Consider the following 20,084-nt stretch of genomic DNA (forward strand, 5'->3'; position numbering starts at 1 on the left):
GGATCAGTTCAGCAGACTAATCGTCTTCCATAGTCACTGTCGCAACCTCTTCCAACGAAGTAATACCTTGTTTTAGTAATTCAATGCCAGAAGCACGTAGCGTTTGCATGCCGTTCTTCATGGCGAGCGACCGCAGAGCATCTTCATCGACCAATTGATCAGATTTCAAAATAATCTGACGAATATTTTTACGGAAATATAAAGCTTCGTGAATGGCTATACGTCCTTTGTATCCATGAACACAGTCACCGCACCCGACGGGTTTATAGATCGTAATTTTTTTCGCCTCCTCTTCTTCAATGCCGAGTTTGACCAATGCTTCCAGATCAACGTCTTCCAACACTGCTTTACATTTGGAACACAAACGGCGCATCAACCGCTGCGCAAGGATAAGATTGATGGCATAGGCGATCAGGAACGGTTCCACTCCCATTTTGAAGAGCCGTGAAATAGCGCTTGGCGCATCATTTGTATGTAAAGTGGAAAGAGTGAGGTGCCCTGTGTTTGCCAGTTTGATCGCGATATCAGCAGTGATACGATCGCGCATTTCACCGACCATCACAATATCAGGATCATGACGAAGTATCGCCCGCAATGCCCCTTCGAAGTCAAGTTTGGGATTTAATTTCACTTGGCGTCCGCCATCAATAAAATATTCCACCGGATCTTCAACGGTCATTATATTGACGGACGGATTCATGACCGTCCTCAGCGCCGCAACGAGTGTCGTGCTTTTACCGCTTCCGGTTGGTCCGGTGACGATAATGATCCCATGCGGTTTTGCCAGTGCTTTGCGAAGTGCTTCTTCAGCATATGGTTCAAACCCTAGCTCTTCGATGCGAATATTGAGATTGGGTTCTTGCAGAATTCTGATCACAATCGATTCATATCGACTCTTCAATTCCTTTCCCACCACTGGAATTACTGAAAGTCGGTAACGAACGGTTTTTCGATCGATAATAATCTGGGCAAATCCATCCTGAGCAGTATTGCGTTCAAATCGATCAAGGTTCTTTGCACGATCTTTCACAACAGCGGACACAGCTTCTGCGCGCGCGTCGGTATAGGTGAACCACAGTGAAAGTTTTCCATCGATTCGAAAATGAAATTCGGTGATCCTTTCGCCTCGCGGAATGACATGGATATCGCTCGCACCGACGCGAACACCATCGACAAAGATTTTTTCGACGAGGTCAACAAGTCCGCTTTTGCTGATTTCATCTTCCAGGGCTTGTTCGTATTGTTCCGCTTCCTCCTCGTTTTCATCTTGTAGATAACTTGACTCATCTGCGTGCTGCTGATAGGATGATCGATCGATTGCAACACGCTTCCACAAATCGCTCCACTGTGAATAGGGCAAATAACAAATCTCAAACTTACCATAACGAAATACACGTGCAACGGACACCGCCCCATGACCGGTGGGATCTGGCGTTGCGACGAGGAGACGATCTGGTCGAATCGGATCGACGGAAAATGGCAGAACGCTGTGCTCGATGGCTTTATCTTTGATCGCATCAGGGAGTGCATTAAACTCACGTCGGATAAACGCAAGTTGACTATCTTCAATCTTTGTTTTAGAAATATCCAAAATACGAAATGCATAAAACTTAGCAACTTCGAGATACAAGAGGTCGCGATCCACCTTGAACGTGTTATAAATGACCCACGGGAGGTTTCGTCTCGTCTTTTGAGTATCCCCGCTCATGATCTTTACTGCCTCAGACAACATCTCTGAGGTGACTATCCCTTTTTCTACAAGGGCATCACCAAGGTCGTGCTTTTTAAAGCTACCCGTCGTCTCTGACACCTCTGAATTCATTATCTTACCTGTTCTTATTGATGTATGATCGCTGATCTATACTCAAGAACTTATCGTGTTATGGTTAGTATCTTTATTTAAGATGCACATTTGCTGTTTCCGTTGAGAGAAGTGTAAGAAAAACAAGTGAAACTGTAATCATTAATGTCACGAACATTTCAATAACATTTGACAAATTCTTCATGGCATAACTGTTTTCCATTTGATAATAATCGGCAAGTTGAATCGCTGTCGCTTTAACGTTGCCAGTCTCTGCACCTGTTTTGAATCGCGAGATAACCATCTCATTGAAGAATCCCGTTTCTTCTATCGCTTTTCCGAGTTCCACGCCAAATCGCAGCATATGGGGGATCGCCACAGTACGAATCTGATGTGCCAAGTATGGATTACCAGAAGTATCTCCCGCAATCTGAATTGCATCAATGTTCTCGCCAGAGGAGGTGTACATAATTCCGAACACCCGGCAAAATATTTCAATGCTCGTATTACGCAAAATGCGGCCAAAATATGGGACAGTAATGATAAACTTATGGTAATTCAAGCGTCCTTGTACAGAAGTGATGTACAAATAAAAAATAAGACATAGAAGAAAGATAAAGATAGCAATATATATAAAATATTCTTTAAGCCATGCACTTGCTTCTAATGTGAAAGCGGTCAGTGTTGGAATTGTATCCATTTTGGGTCCTAGCATTTCCATCATTTGAGGTAAAAGATACATCACATAAAATCCAATCGCTCCAATCACCGCAAGTGCCGTTACAGCCGGAAGCATAAGGGAACTGCTCAATCCCTTTTTAAAATCTGCCTGCCGTTCCACGAGCTGTGCCACACTTTCAAATACTTGTTCCATGTTGCCGCTCTTAGTCGCAATTCCCAGCATGAGGCTTGTATGATATCCAAACACAGGCGCTTGACGTAGAAATGCCTCTCGTGAATCTATTCCATTCCGCAGGTCATTAATAATTTCACGTAAAGCACTTCGAAGATTTTTTTCCTTTGTGTGATTTGCCATGAGTAGTAAAACGTCATTAAAAGGAAGCTTCTGCTCGATAAGCTTTGCGGATTGTTTAATGAAGCCCACTACTTCATTCGCGGGAGCTTTTGTAAAAAAATTACGGCGTCGATGTACCGATTTAATCTTGAATCCCAAGCGTTGAAGAGCAAGAACAACCTCTTCCCGTGAATAAGCACTTTGAGATCCTTCGATAGTATTGCTGCCCTGGAGAACTCGATATTGATACGTGACCTTTTGCTTTATGGATTGAATTGTGCTGCCATGCGGAATAAAAGCGATTGCCCGTTTTTTTGCATGGTCTACTGATGCTGCGACAATTTTTCGTTGTGTGATATTGCCAGACTTATCACGAATCGTTACACGATATTCGTTCGTACTAGATAATTGCATTAAATTCTCATTCTACTGTTTCATACACACTTTGTATAGTATGTAAAAGTAATATAATAAAAATATTACTATGGAGTCTCAAGCTCATTTCATTAAAGCCATGGGCAATATATCTATTATTGAAGAAATGTGCACGCAAATGAATGCCGGGTGGATTCAGGGGAAAGGAGCATGTACAAGTGCGATTTGCACTACTCCCTTTCTGTAATGAATTCAACATTTATTTGATACAAAAAAGAAGTGTGATGTGAAAAAGATCGAGTGTGTTTGCCAGTTCGAGTTTTTTAATTAAGCTCGGAATCGGGGAGTCGATATGGATAGACGTACACTTTTACAACCTGGCACCTTAAAGTAGATGATCCAGAGAAAGAGTATGGGGGTGCCATCGAAACATTTTTAATGACCGCAATTTGTTTTGCCGCAACACTTCCAAATTTCGCAGTTACTGTGACACGAGCTTCATTAGCTGCTAATGGCCACGGTCTTTCGATAAGGTACGAAACAGTATCACCGCCTGCCAAAAGAGCACTCTTGACGAGGGAATATCCGTTGTTGAGGTACCACCAGTATTGTTCACTTTTCATGTTGTAGATAGCATGGTTGAGACCGGCCGTTGAATTCATTCGCGCTTGTGTATAATAACTTTTCTGATCTCCTATCTGTATGATCCTGTTGTTGACTCCTTGGATCATGAAAGCATAGAAACCAAATACGATACTAAAACCGCCGACCAATATTACTTTTACATTTCCATTCACGCTGTCTTACCCCTTAGAGCTCCGCAATGTACGTATCACTTGAGAGTATCTAAGATGCCTAATAAGTTTTCTTTCCCGACGAATGCTGATGCACCAACCCTGTATGCAGCTTGTCTTATGGCTTTGGTGTCATCCTGAGAAACAATCATGATTTTTGCTTTAGGAAAATATTGATGAATCATTCCAGTGGCTGTGAGGCCATCTATATAATTCATCTTTACATCCATCACTACCCAATCTGGACGGTGAAGGTTATATTCAGCAAGTGCGTCCATGCCATCCGAACATTCGAAGATCTTACTTGTTTTGTGTTTTATGATATCCGCAATCATCGATCTCATTTTCGCATTATCATCGACAATTAAAACGCTTAAACTTGGATTCATAATTTCATCTTAGAGCATGTCGGCTTGATTTCTTTGTCACAGTATATTTTTTTGTCTCAACATGCACAATCGGAGTTCTCCCCTATCTTTTTCCCTAGGTGTTCCCACCTAAGCGAGAAATGGAACAAGAAAGAGACCGGTTAGTATCAGGGAGGATGAAATCTCTACTTAAAAAAAGGTAACTACTCAGCGAATTAGAAAAACAAATTAAATATCGGCATCGTGTGTTGAACTCCTGACGGAGTTCTCCTTCTTTTGTCGGCTTTTGTTACAAACATGCAACTCCTACGGAGTTCTTTCACTCAAATCTGAATTCCACAAATCCCGTAGGGATTGTACGTTTATAATTCTTGAAACAAAAAAAATACAGAACTCCATAGGAGTTCTACACGTTCAGGTGAATAAATTCGAGTTACTGTTATGTTTGAATGTTATGCTGAGTAGTTACAAAAAACCTAATTTTTGCACGTTCACCGAACAATGACCCTTAGAGAAGAGATCTATTCTCTATAAGGAACCGTAATAGTGCATGACTTCCATGAATGCCCAATTTGATACAAATATTTGTACGATGATTTTCGACGGTTTTAGGACTGATGAACAGCTCTTCTGCAATCTGTTTCGTGCTTTTATTCGCTGCAATGAGTTTGATAACTTTTCGTTCAGCTATTGTTAAGAGCTCAAGACCTTTCACCTTGTCCGAAAGTGGTGGCGGTGGACCGCTTCTCCTTATCAGGTAATGAGAGAACATTGAACAGACATAATAGCGTCCTTCTAGTACTGTCCGTATAGCTTCTGAAATTTCTGTTATCGCATTTTCCTTACTTACGAATCCTTTTACACCAAGAGCCATTGCGCGGGAAAACAGCTCTTCCTCTTTATGCATGGTAAGAATGATGATCTCAACAGGAAATTTTTGTTTCACAACTGCCTGCGCAAATTCCAGGCCGTTCATTTTTGGCATGTCCAGATCAAGTATGACTACATCGATAGAATGATCTTTGAGAAATTCGAGTGCTGCCTCACCATTGGATACATCGCCAACGACATGCATCTTTGGTTCGGCATCAATGAAGCTGCGCAGACCACTCCGGAATACAGGATGATCATCGACAATGAGAATATGACTAACGTTACTCATTGTACTCTATCGAGGTATATCGACCACGATCATTGTTCCAGCTCCTGGAGTGGAAACACAATTCATAGTACCTTTAAGCATATTCACTCGCTCTGCTAAAACTATCTGTCCAAGTCCTTCAAACATTTTTCTCTCCGCCGTCTTTGTTACCATACCTTTGCCATTATCAGAGATGACGAGATGAATCATTGTACCGTTTTTTGTGATCTTCACATCAGCTTCTTTCGCTTGAGAATGTTTAACGATATTATTGAGAGCTTCCTGAACTAATCTGAAAAGATTAATCTCGGATTCCTTGTCAAAGATATTATCCACTTCATCAATGTATACAGTAAAAACGATGGAAGTCATTGAAGCAATCGTTGCAACGAGATGTTTAAGCGCTTGTGTGAGTCCGAGCCGATCCAACAAAACTGGGCGCAGGTTATGAGAAATTTTCCGTACCTCTTCCAGTGTTTGAGAAGCAAATGATGATATTTGATGTAATTGTGCAGCCATTTTAGACAGGCTTTTCTTTGATCGCAATCCTATCAGTGCATAATTCTTTATGATGAGAATATCCTGACCGATACTGTCATGTAATTCAGCCGCAATTCTCTTTCTCTCTTTTTCCTGAAGATCGATCAGCATATGCGATAATTCGTGCTCTCGTTTTCGTTCTTTTCTGATATAGTAATATTGAACAGCACTACCGATATAGAGAGCGCCTGCACTTACAAGAAGGATAATATCGAGCCACCATTTATTCATAAGCAGCCTAGAGTATTGTTGCAGAAATGGGTAATGTGATGGACAAGAACATCCTGGAATTGTTGCGCCAATGGATACTTCCTGGATGGTTGTTGTTGGTTAGTCGTGGATAAAATAGTTTGAAGAATCTCGGGATCGGATAAGGAAAAAATCGAACGAGATCGTAATAAGGTTTTACATCCTTGCGAATTATTCCGAGAGCGGAAGCCCCAATCGAAAGGATTAAGCGGTAATCGATATTTGCCATATTTCCCCAAGAACCATGCTATCTCATTTCAGAGTTGAATTCCTCTGCACGCGTAGGATAATAGTATTTCCTCGTTCTTTGTTGTGCTGTTTCGTACAATTTTCTAGATGTCCACTATCGGGAAATCTACGCTTTCGAGATTGTAATGTCAATCTTTATATCGATTTTAAAATGAATCATGGTACCCTCCATCCGATGAAGCTGGATACTTGTGCATAACAGGGCACGCAGAACAGGATTCGTTCTTTGGTAGACAAGAAAACAGCCCGGCCAACAACCGAGGCTTTTTTGTGCAGTACTATTGATAACGGGATCAAGAGTGATGTGAATGGAAAAGCAGCCTCAGTGATAATAATTTTGCTGCTTGAAATTCTAATAATAAACGTGTCGATGCGTTGAAGATGAGATTTGGATTATGCTATTTTCTTAGTTTCCAAAAACTCTTAAATCGCTTAAGAGCAACTTTTTTCTTGTGTTGGTTGAATCTTCAGGACTTTATCGACAATCGCGATAAGCCGCTCCAAAGAAAATCCTTTCTCCAGATATTCTATCGCAACACCGGATTTCCACGCTCCTGCGTTGAGCGCGGGAGTCGTCATCATAATAACCGGAATCTGGGCTGTCTCTGGATCCTCCTGCAATGACTCCAACATCATAAATCCGTTCAGATTATCCATGATCACATCACTGATGATGAGGTCTGGTATTTGCCTTTTAGCAAGTTCCAGACCAACAAGACCATTTTCTGCTTCAAGAACCTCAAATCCTCTTTTATGTTTCAATGCAACGGCGATTGATTTCCGGACAGCATCATCGTCATCAACGACCAGAATTGTTGTTGCCATAGCACCAATCCTCATATATGGGACAGAAAATTCATCTGAAGGAAAGTTTCAAAGTGATGATACCTAATAATGCCAAAGAAGAATAATTGCCTTTGATAGATAGTTGAAATTGAATAATCGGGACTTCAAGCTGAAAGTGGGAGTTTACGCCAGCATGTCTGCCATCTTTTTGGCAGAAGGCGCATGAACCTTTCGCTCAGAATCCACGACCTGCGGTTTTTCCCGATAATTTCAATTGATTTTCTGAGCTGGTGGTCGGACTTAAACCGACGACCCGCAGTTTATCCCGATCCATCGGAACTGCTCTACCACTGAGCTGTAGGTGGGAGTTTGCACCAGAGGCGCATGAGCCTTTGGCTCAGAACCCACGACCTGCGGTTTATCCCGATCCATCGGAACTGCTCTACCACTGAGCTGAAGGTGGGAGTTGAACCCACGACCTGCGGTTTACGAAACCGCTGCTCTACCACTGAGCTACTTCAGCAATTTGTTTTCTTTCTGGATTCGACACTTAAAATCTCAACTTAAGTCGTGTCCAATCCTTCAACTATGAAATACCATAGTAATATAAAATATAAAAAAATGGAGAATGATGCAATTCGGCTAGCAGACTTACTATTCTTTTAAAAATCAATTTTAAAGATTCCTAAAAGAACATGTATCACACTCAATGTGTTAGTCTTCGACAGGATCACTTCCGAGAAGATGACGGAGGAATCGAAGACCATTCACCCATTCGAACAACCATACTTCGACCCACTTGAAAGGATTCCAAAGATAGAGATACCATCTCTGCCAGATGCGATGAGCATAGGTTCTGGTAAAAGCACTCGCAAACGGATTTCGTTTTCTTAACCAGAGTCTGACAGCAGAGGGAATTTTGACTTCAGGTATTTCGACTTGGAGCTTTTTATAGAGTGCAACGAGTTCTTTTCCCTGAACATCCCGCCAATCCATAACCCCTTGTTTTGTTTTTACGATCAACTCGAACAACCCTTCTTCAATTCTACTCTTCGGGCGGCTCCGGAGCCATACTTCTTCAAGCTGGAAGAAGAGTTTTGCCATCGCCCCCAATCGGAGTGCAAGAACTTTCGAGCGATTCCACCAGAACGGAATGAGTGCTTCGCGCTGAAATCCTGTCCTGCGATCGTCTCGACGGCGCACAGTCCAGAAACCGCAGTTCATCGGATGTAAACGCTCGATCCTGGAAGCATACAGGTACCACATGAAGAACGCCAGTTTCTCTCTATAATAGTGGTGGTCGTGTCTCCAGATCTTCAAAATATTGACCATATGCTTGGTGGAATAGAACTGTTCCCAAGTGTTTCGATATGCTTCCATCAGCTCTTCTTCGGACATGCGTTCCGGTTTTACAGCAACGTGAGCCGAATCATACATGTTAAAATCCTCATGCATCCATCGCCCCTCCCGCCACCATCTCTGGTGATCTTTTGATCCGGGCAGCGGCGAAAGAATGTAGAATGAAGCAGAATCGAACATCATGTGTTGAAGCTCGGCAACATCTTGCTTGATACTTTCCGGCGTGTCGAAGGGCAGTCCCAAGATATACCCTGCATGGCACGTGATACCCAGAGAGTGGCAGTGAGCAACAATATCTTTGTACTCGGAAACCTGGTTTTGAAATTTATCCTTGGATTTGAGATTCTCACGGTTCACGCTTTCCACGCCAAAGAATACCTGGTTACATCCAGCCCGTGCCGCGAGTTCAAAGAAATCACCGCCGGACATCTTCCGGGCTGCGAGATCGCTCTGCATCATAAAGGTGAAAGGGATTTTTTCTTCTTCACGCATGCGGATGAGTTCTGAAAAAAGTTCTCGCCATCGAGGATTTCGTGCAGTGTTATCATCTGTAAAGAACGAGTGTGTAACACCTGCCTCGCGATAACTTTGTCTTACAAATTCGACAACCTGCTTTGGTTCCCGATACCGCATTGTTTGACCCTGTACATTGATAATAGTACAAAAGTCACAATGAAAGACACAACCGCGCCCCGTATCAATGGTGGTAAATCGGGAGGCAAAATTCTCAAACTCATCTTTCGTGATGTGAGGTATTGGAACGTTGAGCAAATCTGGCGTGGGATTAAGAAAATTATAAAGGGGTCGTGCCCTATCTTTGAGAACATCTTCTACAACCGCTGATAACCGTCCTCCTTCAACTTCTCCGGCAACAAGTATGATTCCCTTCGACATTGCATTTTTAAGGTCGCGAGTAACACCAATCATAGCAAGCGTACCGCTGACGTGGAAACCGCCGATCAATACCGGGATTCCATATGGCAGAAACTTCGACGCGATATCCAAAGCCCGCGGAAACTGATTTGTTTGTACACCAACGAGCATGACAATGGATTTTACTCCAGGTGCGTGTGAACGATGAAGAATTTCCTTCACAGGTACCCATTCAATGGCTTCATCAATCTTTCGGATATTGAGCGAGACTCCTTTTAGAAAAGGATCGTTCACAAGATCATGGACAAGCGTTCCGATCTGTGTCAACGTATTGCTGCGGATAACACCGATGCGTGTTTTGATTGGATATCCATCGTCCGTGTAATTGGTAGGACGGATGAGCGTCACATCAAGTTGTTGCACTCCGTTCCCTGGAGCTCTTGGATAATCATTGTGGGTACTTTCAATATTATTCACAGAATTGAGTGTTCGCATTCTTTTACCCTTGAAAAGGTTAGGATTCGATTTCTTACTCAAAGTTTTTAATACATATTCAAGAAGTTATTGGAGATAGATTGATGCATGCGGTCATTATTGCTTTAGAATGTTTCTCCGCTTTCTCCTCCATCATCCTGCCAACGATTCTCAGCATCGTGAATTCTTCGAAGCTCGGTCTCGTCAAATAAATCCCGGGCAGTCTGCATGTCTTTACGCCTGCGGGCATCAGATTCTTGATCATCCGATTCTTTCTCTTGATCTTCTCGTTGATCAAAAAATTGAATATACGGCGAATCATCGGAGTATTGGTTCATCGAGTTGAGTCCTATCTCCCATCCATGAAGTCCCGGACCGGTATATGGAACGGGTGCTGAACTCTCTCGGTTGTGTTTTGCTTGATTATTGTCTTTTTTCATGATCACACTTCATTCATTGTCCTGAGGGAGAAAGCGGTATTGGGGAAATCTGCAAGAGTTCCTCACGAAGGTTTTTTTTCTGATCATCGTTATTTCCCATAATCTTTTTTCAAGAAAAGTTTTGCTGAGGCGGTGTTGGAGGAATTTTTAGATTCACCTTGCGCAGAGTTTGCTCCGAGACGGTAGAACGATACAACGGATGATTTTTTACTGTAATATTATAGAGTGGAAAAGCATCTCCGTCGGGTGTTTTCTGCCACCCGATGAAGACAGCGTCTGAATTTTCATTCTCCTGATTGTTTGAATTTTGGTTATGATTTCCGTGTTCAGAGATTTCTGAGTCCTGACTATATGGCCGCAGTCTCGCTACCCAATCCTTCACTACCTGGCGAATTTCTCTTAACGGAGATGAACTATTGCCGTCACGATGTATTTGATAACTTTTATTTTCCATAGTGAATTATCTCTTCAATTCATTCAGAATAAACGATTTGTAACTCTCTTTATGAGAAAAAGCATACCAATGATTTTGATTATGAGAAATAGTTCAAAAGGATGAAAAAGGAATTAATCCCTCTGCATCGTAGTATGAGATTTTATAGCGGATGCAAGAACACAGGACATTGGGTTTAGTGCGCTTGATCCCTTTTTTGCTATATATCCATTATCTTTCGCATAATTGAAGAGTCTTTTTTGCAACATTCTTCGACCCCTGTGCAGCCTGGAACGTACGGTACCGACAGGACAAGCAACCATTCGAGCGATTTCATCATACGTGAGTTCTTCAACATCACTGAGAATGATGACTGTCTTAAAAATATGAGGCAATGCTTCAAGAGAATGCGCAATCTCATCTTCAAACATTTCATCAGAGTGCTTTACCTTGAGATAGGTATGGTCAAACGATCCGTCATGAAATGCTTTGTAACAAAAGCGGTTTTCATCATACTCAACTTTATTCGGTTCCTTAATTTTTTTCCTGTAATTATTGATGTATGAATTTTTCATAATTTGATATAACCATGCCTTGATGTTGGTACCTTCCTCATAGTTGTTCCAGAACCGGTACGCTTTCAGATATGTATCTTGCAACAGGTCTTTCGCATTCTCAGAATTATTCGTTAGATGCATTGCATAGTTTTGTAAAAGAGTCATATGCGGTATAGCTGACTGTTCAAAACCCTGGTGATCTTCCATAACCTTTATCCCCTTCGTCCTTCATACAGAATAATTTTCAACTGGAAATAAGTATGTTGACAATTTGGTGAACAGGAAATACTCCAAAAGGATGAAAAAGGAATTAATTCTTTTGTAAGATAGTGAGACAAGGTACGCTGGAGTAATTGTTAGAAAATATCTTTGTTGTTGGAATAGTTTGCAATCTGAAGACGGCTATGTAATGCCAGCTTTTCCATGACGTTATGCACATGGCTTTTCACTGTGTGGGTAGCAATATTGAGTTGCTGGGCAATTTCTTTGTTGCTCAAACCATCGGCAATCACTGCCATGATTTCACGCTCACGCTCTGTCATCCGCACTGCTGAAGGTAATTTTCCTTTTCCTTCTTTCAATGCATATTCGATAATATGTGAAAACAACGACCCGGTCAGCGACGGCGGAAGAACTTTAATTCCTTTGGAAACCGTCCGAATGGTACCCAGAAATTCCTTCACCGTTGCATCTTTCAGTATGAACCCTGAAGCACCAGCTTCGACCGACTCGATGATGTCCGTCTGCGAGGGAAGGAGGCCCATCCCGATCACTTTTAACTCGGGAAAATCTCTCTTCACTCCTTCCAGTACACTCCGCTGTTTATCGCTCCATAAACCTAAGTCCAAAAGTTGAATATGAGGATTTACTTCGCGTAGAGTCTTCAGAACATTAGTACCGCTTCCAATAGCAGCCACGACTCTCATATCTGGCTGTTTATTGAGCAGGGCTACAAGACCGTCTCGTAAAACGCGGTTATCTTCAACAACGAGTATTCTAATTTTTTTCATTGATGAGTTTGTTATTCCCGTCCCGATTGATATAATCAATCGGGATGTTCAAAACACAAAATCGGCAGGAATGACAGTCCCCTTATTCCATGCTTGCATAACAGCTGTTAATCGTAATGGTTATCTGTTTAATTCGATAATGATCTCACAATCTTAAGCACCATATTTTCATGCGGAGATAGTTAAAAACAGAATCGCAAGGTTCAGAGAACACTCTTACTGTTGTATGTTGAGTCCTTGGTTCTTGATTTCATTTTTCTTCTCTCTTTTAGCTGCTTTTTTTTCCTGCATTGTTTTCGCCGGCGCTTTTTTAGAACTTTTTTTACTGCTTTGACCTTTACTCATGATCTTCTCCTGTTGTTGTTTTTGGGGATTTTGATTCTTATCCGCTGCTGCGAATTTTTACTTATTCAACATGACGCTATGCTCTACGAGGTCCAATCCCACCAACACACGTTCTGTATTAGATAGATCGCCAATGATGTTCCGCATTGGTAAGGGTAATTTACGTACTAACGTTGGGATGGCAAGGATTTGATTATCACGGGCGAGCTGCGGCTTCTTCAGAAGGTCTATCACTTCTAATTGGTATTTACCCTTTAATTGTTCATCACAAATTAATTTGAGATTGTTAAAAGCAATGACGCATTTAGGAGTCTGCCCGGCAATGTATAAACGTAAGATCCATTTTTCGCTTTTTACTTTGGCTGGCTTTTTTTTCCACCGGCTGGTTTTTGATTTTTCCTGTTTGTTTTTCATTGTACGTTCCTTTAAACTTTCATTTTATTCTTGTTTGTACCGGCTATTTTTAGTGAAACATCGCCTTTACGACTCTTCGCCATTTTTGCCTTGTCCTGAGTTAAACGATCACCTCTTGCTTTTTCAATGCCAATAACTTTGAGCGCTTCTAATTCTTCACCTTCGAATTCAGATCGAAGCAAATTAATCTGTGCTTCCATTGCTTCACGCTTACGCTCTATTCCAATTTGTTTGCGTACGATTTCCTGCTGATGCAATAATTGTTCCGCATCGTCTTGCGACTCTTGTGATAATCGTGCCGAACCGGTCAACACACCGCCCGGACCAACATAGACATCAAGCAGTTCGATACCGTGGTTTGTCAATTTAAATTCACGAATCTGATTGGAATGCTCCATACCACGGGATTTCAGCACATACAATCCTCTGTTACGTTCTCCCCCAATTTCAATATCACGTAGAAGCAGCCATGTATCTATCAAGGATGAGATGTAAACATCAGTAATCTCAAAATTTTCACCGGCTGAATTGAGACTTGTGAAAAATGCTGTGATCCGTTTCATCTTCAGAAAATCTACGAGTCGCAGGAGCATTGTTTTGACCTCAACGTGGTTCTCACCCGTCACAAATGCATTAATCGGATCGAGGATAACGACTTGAGGGCTAAAGTTGTTGATAAGTTTAATACTTGTCGTCAGGTGAGTTTCCAGGCCATAGTGTGTCGGGCGTGTTGCATGAAACTGGAGCAACCCCTTCTTCACCCATAGTTCTAAATTTATTCCAATGGAACGCATATTGCGCACAAGCTGATTTGGAGATTCTTCGAATGTAAAATAGAGAACGCGTTCTCCCCTCTTGCATGCCTCTTCAACAAATTTCGCTGCAATGCTCGTCTTGCCTGTACCGGCGGTGCCTGAAACAAGCACTGTGCTGCCGCGGAAGTACCCTTTCCCGGAAAGCATGGTGTCGAGACGCGGAATACCGGTGGAGATTCTTCCGTTGGATGAAGAGTAATTCAACCCCAGGGAAGTGACAGGCAAAACGGAAAAGCCGTCTTCATCTATAAGAAAGGGATACTCGTTCGTACCATGCGTTGAACCGCGATATTTAACAACACGCAGCCGCCGTATGGATGATTGATCGGTCACGCGATGATCGAGCAGAATGACACAATCGGATACGTACTCTTCCAAACCCTGACGCGTTAAGGTACCATCGCCCCGCTCAGCAGTAATGATTGTTGTGACACCTTTCCTTTTCAGCCATCGGAATAGCCGGCGCAGTTCAGCACGCAGGATCAGAGGGCTTGGCAATTCTGAAAAGAGCGACTCGACCGTATCCAGTACAACTCGCTTAGCGCCGACACTCTCAATTGCATGATGGATCCTGATAAACAAACCTTCCAAATCGTATTCACCGCTTTGTTCGACTTCATTTCGTTCAATGTGAACATGCTCAAGCCAAATCTTTTTACGCTTTACAAGGTCGTCCAAATCGAATCCCAACGAAGCAACATTTGCCGTAAGTTCTTGCTCTGTTTCCTCGAACGAAATAAAGACGCCTGGTTCATTATACTGTATTGCTCCGCGGACGAGAAACTCCATGGCAAAAAGGGTTTTCCCGCAACCTGCGCCACCGCACACAAGCGTCGGCCTGCCTTTTGGCAATCCCCCGCCCGTGATTTCATCTAATCCCTGAATACTTGTGGGAGCTTTCGGAAGGGTTTTACGTTGAGATGCTGCTTCTTTTTTCTTCATGATATTTTCTCCATACGGTCAGTATTGTTTCGCTTACGAGTTCAAAATCAACCATTTCTCTTAAAAAGAGAGTTTTGTACTTTGCCGCTACATTTCATCAAATTATAGAATATTCTTTTCGACAAAACACTAATCCAAAAGGATGAAAAAAGGATTAATCCAAAAGGATTAATCCTTTTAGGGCAGAAACCGTCCTTCAATGAGAGTGGAAGGATACTGTGACAAGAGTTTTGGGGAAATTACTTAAGCGAGGGAGAATGTATAGAACTAGTTTGTCGTTTCGTCGCGGGTATACTTTGCTATCTGCAAGCGGCTATGTAATGCCAACTTTTCCATGATGTTATGAACATGGCTTTTCACTGTATGGGTAGCGATGTTGAGCTGCTGGGCAATTTCTTTGTTGCTCATGCCGTCGGCAATCACTGCAATGATTTCACGTTCACGCTTCGTCATCTGTATTGCAGCGGTTAAGGTTTTCTTCCCTTTTTTAATCGCATGCTCGACCACATGGGAAAAAAGTGAATTGGCCATTAGCGGCGGAAGAACTTTTATTCCCTTGGAAACAGATCGGATGGTGCCAATAAATTCATTGACTGTCGCATCTTTCAGTATGAACCCTGAAGCACCAGCCTCGACTGATTCAATGATGTCTGTCTGCGACGGAACGAGGCCCATCCCGATCACTTTTAACTCGGGAAAATCTTTCTTCACTGCTTCCATTATGCTCCGATGTTTTTCGCTCCATAAACCCAGGTCTAAAAGTTTAATATGAGGTTTTACTTCACGTATAGTCTTGAGAACATTATTCCCGCTTCCGATAGCAGCCACAACTTTCATATCCGGCTGTTTATTGAGCAAGGCAATAAGTCCATCTCGTAAAACGCGATTATCTTCAACGAGGAGTATTCTGATCTTTTTCATTTAACGGGTCAATTTCTTGGCACAATGCCCCATTCCTCTTATAAAATTCGTAAAAAAAAATCAAAAATCAATAAAATATATATAAAAAATATATAAAATATTAAAATATTTAGGTAAACTTTTATGGAGGCTGTATTTTTATAATGAAGGAGGAACTGGGGATTTCAAAAAGAAAAACCAACATTAGTGAACTACTCCGATTTATTCATGGCACAGCATGCTATACATCTGCCAAATTAATCATAATGGTTTTGAGTGCGATCTATCGTGCCGAAGCGGAAATATATGGCGATGCAAATGGAATTTATTTCCGCAACGACGATAATTGCTTGAATAATTCAATTTCTCGTTCACTCAGATGGTCGGGAAGTTGTATTACAACAGTCACATACATGTTTCCGAATTCGTTCTTCGTGCCATAGACCGGCATTCCAAGCCCCAGAAGTCTTAGCACTTTGCCGTTGTGTGTTTCCCTGGTAATATCTACATCGACTGTTCCTTTGATTGTTTTGATCCGTGCCTTGCCGCCGAGCATGGCGGTGTATAATTCGACCGGTCTATCGCAGTAGAGATCATTTCCCCGGCGCTGAAATTCTGCATGCGGTGCAACTCTGATTGTGATGTATAGATCTCCATTCGGGCCTCCGTTTGACCCGCGGCCGCCCTTGCCTGCTACTCTCAATACTTGCCCGTCTGCAATACCCGGCTTCATTGTTATCTTGATTGTCTGATCATGAATCTTCAGGAGCCGTTCCGAACCATGGTAGGCTTCTTCAAGCGTAAGCGTTGTTTCGGCTTCAAAGTCCTCTCCTTTGCTTGCCCTGCTCCTTCTCCCGCCCTTTCCTCCGCTCTGCTGCCCAAAAATAGATTCGAAGATGTTCCCAAGACCCTCTTCGCCGAACATCGCACTGAACTCTTCTTGACTCATGGTATGTTCTCGTCCGCCGCGGCCGCCCGTGTACTTCGACCAATCGAATCCTCCCGGCTGTTGTCCGGCTTCTTCGTATTGTTTCCAATCCGCTCCAAACTGATCATACTTTTTCCGTTTCACAGGATCGCTGAGAATTCCATTTGCTTCGTTTATATCTTTAAATTTTTCCTCTGCGGCTTTGTCTCCCTTGGTCTTGTCGGGATGATATTTGTTGGCAAGCTTGCGATATGCCTTCTTGATTTCATCCTGAGTCGCCGTCTTTCCAACACCCAATATTTTGTAGTAATCTTTATATGTCATTGTGTTGCAGCCCTCTCGTCAATTTCCTTTAGTGCGGTGTTTCCACAGCGCGTCGTGAACATTTTTTGTCGCAGAAATTCCAAGCTATTCGGCAATGCACACCTGTGCCGGACGCAGCAATTCTTTTTTCCAGAAATAACCGCGGCGCATGTCATCAATGATAATGCCATGGTCAACCCCTTTACGTTTCACCATAGCTACGGCCTCATGTAGTTCCGGATCGAATTTCTCACCAATACTCACGAGAGGGCGAACATCTTCTTTCTTCAGCAAAGCAAGAAATTTCTGATGGATCATCTTGATACCATCGGCAATCGGCCGTTCGTCTTCACTCGTCGACTGCAACGCATGTTCAATATCGTCGATGATATCGAGAAACGAAAGCAAAATTTTACGGATCGCTGTTTCTGCAAACTTGTTACCGTCACGCTCAATGCGGCGACGGTAATTCTTGAACTCTGCCAGCGTGCGCAGATGCCGATCACGTTCATTGGTCAACTCCTCTTCTAATCTCTGGATTTCTGTTGCCAAATCAGCTGGCGGCAGCAGGTTCTGTTCGTGTTCTTGTGCAATTATAGACATGGTTCACCTTCTCAAAACGATCAACTGACCTTCACAAGCTGTTTACCAATATTTTCTCCTGCAAATAATCCGATGAAGGCTTTCGGTGCATTTTCCAATCCTTCAACCACGGTTTCTGCGTACTTCAGTTTCTTTTCCTTCAGCCACACACCCATTTGATGTATTCCTTCTTCGAACCGATCTTCATAATTATGAATGATAAAGCCCTTCATGAGAGCGCTGAATGTTAGCAAGCGAGGCTGAAGTCGCGGACCCATCGGAATCTGCGCCTCATTATACAATGATATTTGTCCACACAGGGGAATGCGTGCATTATTGTTTATTAAGGAAATGACCGCGTCCGAAATCTCTCCACCAACATTATCAAAGAAAATATCAACGCCATTCGGACAAGCTTCTTTCAGGGCTTTCCTCAGATGAGGAGTAGTCTTATAATTGAGTGCACTATCAAATCCCAGTTCGTCAATCAAATACTTGGTTTTCTTGTCAGACCCAGCGATGCCGACCACATGGCAGCCGTGAATCTTGGCAATCTGCCCTACGATCGTTCCTACCGCACCCGCTGCGCCTGAGACAACAACTGTTTCACCCTGCTTTGGCCGTCCAATATCCAATAATCCGAAGTATGCCGTTAGCCCGGGCATTCCCAATACTCCCAGTGCGGTGCTTACTGGAGCAATTTCAGGATTTATCTTTCGGAGTTCCTTCTCGCCGGCTATGGAATAGTCCTGCCAACCGAGATTTCCGACGACAAAATCCCCCTCGATAAAGTTATTTGATTTTGACTCGACGACTTCTCCAACAACACCGCCAGTTAAAACTTCATTAAGCTGAAAAGGTGCGACGTAGGATCTCCGATCGTTCATCCTGCCTCTCATGTAAGGATCAACGGAAAGAATTCGTGTCCGCAGCAATACCTGTTCGTTCATCGGCAGAGGTATTGCGGATCTAACCAATTTGAAACAACTCTCATCCGGCATACCGACTGGCCTCTTGATGAAGATAATTTGTTTGTTGATTTGTTCTTTCATAGGATGTCCGTTTTTCTCATTCAATCAGATTGACAGGTTTCTTCTATGAGCGTGAACAGGATAGTCTGTATATCCCTTTACGCCCGGAGAATAAAATGTAGTCATATCAAGTTCTTTTGAGAGCGGCCAGTCGTGCACAAATCGTTCAACGAGATCAGGATTATTAATAAATGGCCTGCCAAATGCGATAAGGTCCGCAAGTCCTCCTTGTAATTCTATTTCAGCGCGTTCTTTTGTATATCCGCCGCCGAGAATAATTGTGCCGTGAAATCTTTCGCGGATTGCCTTTTTTATTTCGAGGGGCACTTCCGGCGCTCCCATGCTGCTATGGTCTACTATATGAAGATACAATAACCCTATGCGATTGAGCTGTTCAGAAAGATATTTATATGTGCTGTCTATTTCAGGATAGTGAGGCATATCGCTTGCTACACCGTACGGAGATAAGCGTATACCGACCTTCCATTTTCCAATTGCATCAACTGCACCTCCGACTACTTCTAACAAGAAACGGCAGCGATTTTCTATACTGCCACCGTAGTTATCATTTCTTATATTACTCACAGGAGATAAAAATTGTTCTATGAGATATCCATTAGCACCATGAAGCTCTATACCATCAAACCCCGCTTGTATTGCGTTCGTTCCAGCAGATATGTATTCTTGTTTTGTATGTTTTATTTCTTCAATGTCCATAGCTGTTGGGACAGGATAATCCTGCAATCCCAGAGCATCAGTCCACATTTGTCCGGTGGGCTTCACAGCAGAAGGTGCAATAATTTTTGCACTTTCGAGCATATTCGCTGAATGACTGATGCGCCCGGTATGCATAAGCTGAACAAATATTTTTCCTTCTTTGGCATGCACGGCATTTGTGATTTTCTTCCAACCTTCTATCTGGACTCCGCTGAAGATGCCGGGAATTCTGGCATAACCAAGTCCGTTTGGCGAAGGGGATGTCCCTTCGGTAATGATAAGTCCCGCAGCAGCACGCTGTCCATAGAATTCAGCCATCAATTCGTTTGGGATATTGCTCATAGCTCTGGAGCGCGTCATTGGCGCCATAACAACTCGATTTTTTAGTTCAATGTTTCCCAGTTTATACGGGTTCAATAATTTAGTATTTTTCATTTCATTTCTCCTTGTTTAATATCTTATACAACACATTTATTCAAGCGGCAATTCGTTTACGGTGGCCTGAAAAATATAACATAATCATTATCTATGGCTCTTCAAGACGAACACCCACGATATTTTAATTATACCAATGAATGGATTGTGAAGTAATAGACCGAAAGGATGGAAAAGGAGTTAATCCTTTTTCGAAGAGTCTGAATTA

20 protein-coding genes and 2 tRNA genes are annotated in these 20,084 nt (G+C 42.6%); all 22 read right to left on the minus strand.

Annotated features, from left to right (window positions below; genetic code table 11):
- Window positions 1-16: 16 nt before the first annotated feature.
- On the minus strand, window positions 17-1,822 hold the full coding sequence (locus NTX44_02725) for a GspE/PulE family protein (protein MCX6120518.1): 1,806 nt from the start codon (window positions 1,820-1,822) through the stop codon (window positions 17-19).
- A 73-nt stretch (window positions 1,823-1,895) separates the two neighbouring features.
- Window positions 1,896-3,230, minus strand: coding sequence for a type II secretion system F family protein (locus NTX44_02730; protein ID MCX6120519.1), 1,335 nt, complete (start codon window positions 3,228-3,230; stop codon window positions 1,896-1,898).
- A 284-nt stretch (window positions 3,231-3,514) separates the two neighbouring features.
- Window positions 3,515-3,988: a hypothetical protein gene (locus NTX44_02735; protein ID MCX6120520.1), complete on the minus strand. Its 474-nt coding sequence runs from the start codon at window positions 3,986-3,988 to the stop codon at window positions 3,515-3,517.
- Window positions 3,989-4,023: 35 nt separating this feature from the next.
- A complete protein-coding gene (locus NTX44_02740) occupies window positions 4,024-4,374 on the minus strand; it encodes a response regulator (GenBank protein ID MCX6120521.1) in 351 nt (116 codons plus the stop codon).
- A 487-nt stretch (window positions 4,375-4,861) separates the two neighbouring features.
- Entirely contained in the window at window positions 4,862-5,515 is a 654-nt protein-coding gene (locus NTX44_02745) for a response regulator transcription factor (GenBank protein ID MCX6120522.1), read from the minus strand.
- A 6-nt stretch (window positions 5,516-5,521) separates the two neighbouring features.
- Window positions 5,522-6,265 carry a sensor histidine kinase gene (locus NTX44_02750; protein MCX6120523.1) on the minus strand — a complete coding sequence of 248 codons (744 nt, stop codon included), beginning with the start codon at window positions 6,263-6,265 and terminating at the stop codon, window positions 5,522-5,524.
- Window positions 6,266-6,964: 699 nt separating this feature from the next.
- Complete coding sequence (locus NTX44_02755) at window positions 6,965-7,357, minus strand: response regulator (protein MCX6120524.1); 393 nt, start codon at window positions 7,355-7,357, stop codon at window positions 6,965-6,967.
- A 249-nt stretch (window positions 7,358-7,606) separates the two neighbouring features.
- A tRNA-OTHER gene (locus tag NTX44_02760) sits at window positions 7,607-7,675 on the minus strand.
- Window positions 7,676-7,769: 94 nt separating this feature from the next.
- Window positions 7,770-7,841: transfer RNA gene (locus tag NTX44_02765), tRNA-Thr, on the minus strand.
- Between the two features lie 191 nt (window positions 7,842-8,032).
- The gene (locus NTX44_02770) at window positions 8,033-10,045 is read right to left on the minus strand and encodes a radical SAM protein (protein ID MCX6120525.1); all 2,013 of its coding nucleotides are present in this window, start codon (window positions 10,043-10,045) and stop codon (window positions 8,033-8,035) included.
- A 104-nt stretch (window positions 10,046-10,149) separates the two neighbouring features.
- Window positions 10,150-10,464, minus strand: coding sequence for a hypothetical protein (locus tag NTX44_02775; GenBank protein MCX6120526.1), 315 nt, complete (start codon window positions 10,462-10,464; stop codon window positions 10,150-10,152).
- Between the two features lie 109 nt (window positions 10,465-10,573).
- Entirely contained in the window at window positions 10,574-10,918 is a 345-nt protein-coding gene (locus NTX44_02780; GenBank protein MCX6120527.1) for a hypothetical protein, read from the minus strand.
- A gap of 113 nt (window positions 10,919-11,031) precedes the next feature.
- Window positions 11,032-11,661: a sigma-70 family RNA polymerase sigma factor gene (locus tag NTX44_02785; GenBank protein ID MCX6120528.1), complete on the minus strand. Its 630-nt coding sequence runs from the start codon at window positions 11,659-11,661 to the stop codon at window positions 11,032-11,034.
- Window positions 11,662-11,810: 149 nt separating this feature from the next.
- Entirely contained in the window at window positions 11,811-12,464 is a 654-nt protein-coding gene (locus tag NTX44_02790; GenBank protein ID MCX6120529.1) for a response regulator transcription factor, read from the minus strand.
- A gap of 216 nt (window positions 12,465-12,680) precedes the next feature.
- The gene (locus tag NTX44_02795) at window positions 12,681-12,809 is read right to left on the minus strand and encodes a hypothetical protein (GenBank protein MCX6120530.1); all 129 of its coding nucleotides are present in this window, start codon (window positions 12,807-12,809) and stop codon (window positions 12,681-12,683) included.
- A 57-nt stretch (window positions 12,810-12,866) separates the two neighbouring features.
- Window positions 12,867-13,223, minus strand: coding sequence for a hypothetical protein (locus NTX44_02800; protein MCX6120531.1), 357 nt, complete (start codon window positions 13,221-13,223; stop codon window positions 12,867-12,869).
- Window positions 13,224-13,234: 11 nt separating this feature from the next.
- Window positions 13,235-14,980: a circadian clock protein KaiC gene (gene kaiC / locus NTX44_02805; GenBank protein MCX6120532.1), complete on the minus strand. Its 1,746-nt coding sequence runs from the start codon at window positions 14,978-14,980 to the stop codon at window positions 13,235-13,237.
- A 267-nt stretch (window positions 14,981-15,247) separates the two neighbouring features.
- Window positions 15,248-15,901, minus strand: coding sequence for a response regulator transcription factor (locus NTX44_02810; protein MCX6120533.1), 654 nt, complete (start codon window positions 15,899-15,901; stop codon window positions 15,248-15,250).
- Between the two features lie 304 nt (window positions 15,902-16,205).
- Complete coding sequence (locus NTX44_02815; protein MCX6120534.1) at window positions 16,206-17,132, minus strand: J domain-containing protein; 927 nt, start codon at window positions 17,130-17,132, stop codon at window positions 16,206-16,208.
- Window positions 17,133-17,216: 84 nt separating this feature from the next.
- Window positions 17,217-17,714: a nucleotide exchange factor GrpE gene (locus NTX44_02820; GenBank protein ID MCX6120535.1), complete on the minus strand. Its 498-nt coding sequence runs from the start codon at window positions 17,712-17,714 to the stop codon at window positions 17,217-17,219.
- 20 nt (window positions 17,715-17,734) lie between these two features.
- On the minus strand, window positions 17,735-18,745 hold the full coding sequence (locus tag NTX44_02825; GenBank protein MCX6120536.1) for an NADP-dependent oxidoreductase: 1,011 nt from the start codon (window positions 18,743-18,745) through the stop codon (window positions 17,735-17,737).
- A gap of 24 nt (window positions 18,746-18,769) precedes the next feature.
- Window positions 18,770-19,876 (minus strand): alkene reductase, encoded by a 1,107-nt coding sequence (locus NTX44_02830; GenBank protein ID MCX6120537.1) that lies wholly within the window; start codon window positions 19,874-19,876, stop codon window positions 18,770-18,772.
- Between the last annotated feature and the right edge of the window lie 208 nt (window positions 19,877-20,084).

Source organism: Ignavibacteriales bacterium (assembly GCA_026390575.1).
In the GTDB taxonomy this organism is placed as follows: Bacteria; Bacteroidota; Ignavibacteria; order UBA10030; family UBA10030; genus Fen-1298.